General features: G+C 67.4%; 3 protein-coding genes and 1 pseudogene. 1 reads left to right on the forward strand and 3 read right to left on the reverse strand.

What is annotated here, in order from left to right; all coding sequences use genetic code 11:
* Window positions 1-143: 143 nt before the first annotated feature.
* From BM228_RS33340 to BM228_RS33345, 3 genes and pseudogenes are all read right to left on the reverse strand, one after another.
* Window positions 144-776, reverse strand: a pseudogene (locus BM228_RS33340) (GMC family oxidoreductase N-terminal domain-containing protein); the annotation flags it as partial.
* 8 nt (window positions 777-784) lie between these two features.
* Window positions 785-1,303, reverse strand: a complete 519-nt coding sequence (locus tag BM228_RS35755; protein ID WP_244537445.1) for a periplasmic substrate-binding domain-containing protein — start codon at window positions 1,301-1,303, stop codon at window positions 785-787.
* Window positions 1,279-2,355, reverse strand: a complete 1,077-nt coding sequence (locus BM228_RS33345; RefSeq protein WP_244537446.1) for an ABC transporter substrate-binding protein — start codon at window positions 2,353-2,355, stop codon at window positions 1,279-1,281. Before BM228_RS33345 ends, BM228_RS35755 begins: the two co-directional genes overlap by 25 nt.
* A gap of 486 nt (window positions 2,356-2,841) precedes the next feature.
* Between BM228_RS33345 and BM228_RS35760 the strand changes: the two genes are divergently transcribed.
* On the forward strand, window positions 2,842-3,027 hold the full coding sequence (locus BM228_RS35760) for an ABC transporter substrate-binding protein (protein ID WP_244537447.1): 186 nt from the start codon (window positions 2,842-2,844) through the stop codon (window positions 3,025-3,027).
* Window positions 3,028-3,221 lie beyond the last annotated feature (194 nt).

Genomic DNA, 3,221 nt, shown 5'->3' on the forward strand with positions numbered 1-3,221 from the left:
CAACAGCGCATTGCGTCGCTCAAGCTCGCCGGCCAGCCCCAGCAGCCTCTCAACCGTCTCCGCTGTCACGGCGAGCGTCATCCTCACCTTGACTCGCACACCCCGATGACCCGTCAAGACAACGACCCAATCCTGGGCAGTTACGCCGGTTCAAGATAGCCGTCATTGGTGGTAACCCGGTGACCGTTGCGGCTATTGATCGGGTTGCACGAGACGCCCTCGCCCTGCGGCGCGTTGAGATCCGCTTTCCAGCCATAGCCGCCCGCCAGCGCGGCCTCCCGCAGCCCGCGGTCGACGGCGCCCCATGCGTCCAGCGGGGCGCGGTAGACCGGCAGCGGGCCGCCGCGACGGGCCCCCGCCTCGGTGGAGAATTCGGCGTCGTCCTCGATCCGGTCGAAGAGCGGCATCACGTCCGCTGCCGACCAGCCCGTGCAGCCCTGCGCCGCCCAGGCATCGAAGGCGGCCGGGACACCGCGGATCGCGATCTGCGCGTTGACCGTCGAGCTGCCGCCGAGCGCGCGACCGCGCCAGTAGAAGCGGGGCTCCTGCGCGCGAGTTCGCCGGCTCATCAGCCCCGGCCATTGCCAGTCCGCCTGGTGGCTCGAGTCGTACATAAACGGGATGATGTTGGCCGAGCGCAAAGCCGGAGGGGCATCTGAGGCGCGCCAGTCGCGTCCCGCCTCCAGCAGGAGCACACGGCGGCCGGGATCCTCCGTCAGGCGCGCGGCCAGGGCGGCACCGGCAGAGCCGGCGCCGACGACGATGACATCGTACATGGCAGCGCTCATGGCTTCTCGACATTCCAGAAGAGCGGGATGGCGGACGGAATCAGCCCGGTCAGGGAGGTCCGGTAGGCTGCCGGCTGGGCGAACTGGCCGAAGGGTACGACCAGGCCTTCGCCGTAGACGATGGACTGGATCTCGCCGACGATGTCACGCCGCTTGTCCGGATCCGGCTCGCGGGCGAACCGATCGAACAGCCCGACCACGCGCGTGTCGCACATGAACCCGGAACTCGCCGCGTCCTTGCAGGCAAAGTTGATCGCCGAGTTCGTCAGCGGCGAACTGAGATCGAGTCCGAGGGCGTGAATGCCGAAGACGCTCCAACCGATCTTCTTGGTGCGACGCGCCAGCAGGGCCGCCCAATCCATGACCTGGAGATCGACGGTGAAGCCGGCCTGTTTCAGCCGGTCGGCGAGGATCGTGGAGGAGACGCGCGCCGCCTCAAGGTCGTTGGCCGCCATCACGATCACCGGCTCGCCCTTGTAGGCGGTCGCCTTCAGGGCGGCCCGCGCCGCCGCCACGGACGGATCGTACAAGAGCTCGGCCCCACATGCGTCTCGTAGGGGGAGCCGCAGATGAAGAAGGCGTCGCAGGTCTGTGAGAAGCGCGGGTCGAGGCCGAACCCGTCCAGGACTTCCCGCTGATCCACGAGTCGGAGCAACACGCGCCGGATCGCCGGATCGTCGAAGGGCTTGGCCGCCGTATTGATGCGGTAATGCCCCGTGAACCGGTGTGGACCGGTGAAGTTCATCACCGCCAGGTTCTTGTTGCGCTCGATCTGTTCGATAAGATCGAAGGGCGCGTACTGCATGAGATCGATCTCGCTGGCGCCGAGGGCCCCGACGGCGGTCGCATCGTCCGGGATGACGCGGATGTCGAGGGCATCGACCTTCACGACCTTGCCGCCGGCGAGGAATTCGGCCGGTTCAGGACGCGGCCGGTAATCGGGGTTCTTGCGCAACAGCATGTGGTCGCCGGTGATGTGCGCGGCGCGGTCGTAGACGAAGGGACCGGATCCCATGACCTCCGTGAGCTGCGTCGTGGGCGGCGTCGCGGCAAGCCGGGCCGGCATGATGAAGGGCGTCGGGCTCGACGTGGTGCCGAGGGTGTCGAGCACGAGGCCGTACGGCTCCCGCAGCGTGAGCACGAAGGTCCTGTCGTCCACGGCGTCGAGGGCGGCCGCCACGTCCATGAGCCGGCCGCCGAGCGCGCTGCGGGCCGCCCAGCGCTTCAGCGAGGCAACGCAGTCGGCGGCCTGAACAGGCGTGCCGTCATGGAAGCGCAAGCCGTCGCGCAGGGTGAAGCGCCAGGTCAGGCGATCGTCCGACACCGACCAGGTGTCGACCATCTGCGGCTTGAACTGGCCCTTCGCGTCCGGCGCGAAAAGCGTGTCGTAGACCATGAAGCCGAAGGTCCGCGTGATGTAGGCCGTGGTGAAATACGGATCGAGAGTGACGATCTCGGCTTCGAGCACGGCCCGCACCGTTGTTTCCGCCCGGGCCGATGCAGGCGCCAGAGGTGCCAGGAACGCCGCCGCGGCTGCAAGCAACCCGGGAAGCCAGGATCGTCTCATGTGCATTCGCCCTCTGTCCGGGCCGGATAGGCAAGCCCAATACCAGGACGATGCCGCTCTCCGCTTCAGCGATTGTCCCGGCGTCGGTTGCGAGCCGGGGTCAGGCCGGCAGGAGGCAGCGGCGGCACAGGCCGAGCGGGGTGCGTTTCTCGACAACGGTGCACGGACATCGTCACCCTCTCCATGTCGGCCGCCTCGTCTCCATGCCCAGTAGTGGCCTGTTCGATGCACTGGGCTGGAACGGCCTCGGCCTGCCATGGGGATTGCAGGATCGTCCGCGCGGGCGGTCCGAGGCGCTTGAAACGGTTCCGGATGAACCGTCGCGATTTCGCCAAGCTCATGCTCGCCGCGGGGGCAGCGGGGCCGATGCCCTTCGGCATCACGCGCGCTGCGAGCCAGACCCGGGGCGGCGTCCTCAACACCGAGATCTAGCCCGGGCCGCCCATCCTGGTCTCGGCGCTCAACCAGCAAGCCCCCACACTTACGGTGTGCGGCAAGATCTACGAGAGCCTGCTGACCTACGATTTCGATCTCACGCCCAAGCCCGGCAAGGCCCAGAGCTGGGACCGCAGCCCGAATGGCCTGACCTACACCTTCAAGCTGTTTCCCGGCATCACCTTCCACGACGGGTCGCCGATGACCTCGGAGGACGTGGTGTTCTCGGTCACGTAGGCGCTAATGGAGGCCCATGCCCGGGCGCGCGGCACGTTCTCGCGCTTGGCCTCGGCTGAGGCCCCGGACCTGCTCACTGTGGTATTTCAGCTGAAGGAGCCGTTCGCACCCTTCCTGCACGCCTAAGAGCGCCTAACAGAACCGTCTGATCTGGTTGAGTGTGATGAGGCTGGCAGCGAGGCTGGTGAAGGCTT

It is taken from the genome of Methylobacterium pseudosasicola (genome assembly GCF_900114535.1).
In the GTDB taxonomy this organism is placed as follows: Bacteria; Pseudomonadota; Alphaproteobacteria; order Rhizobiales; family Beijerinckiaceae; genus Methylobacterium; species Methylobacterium pseudosasicola.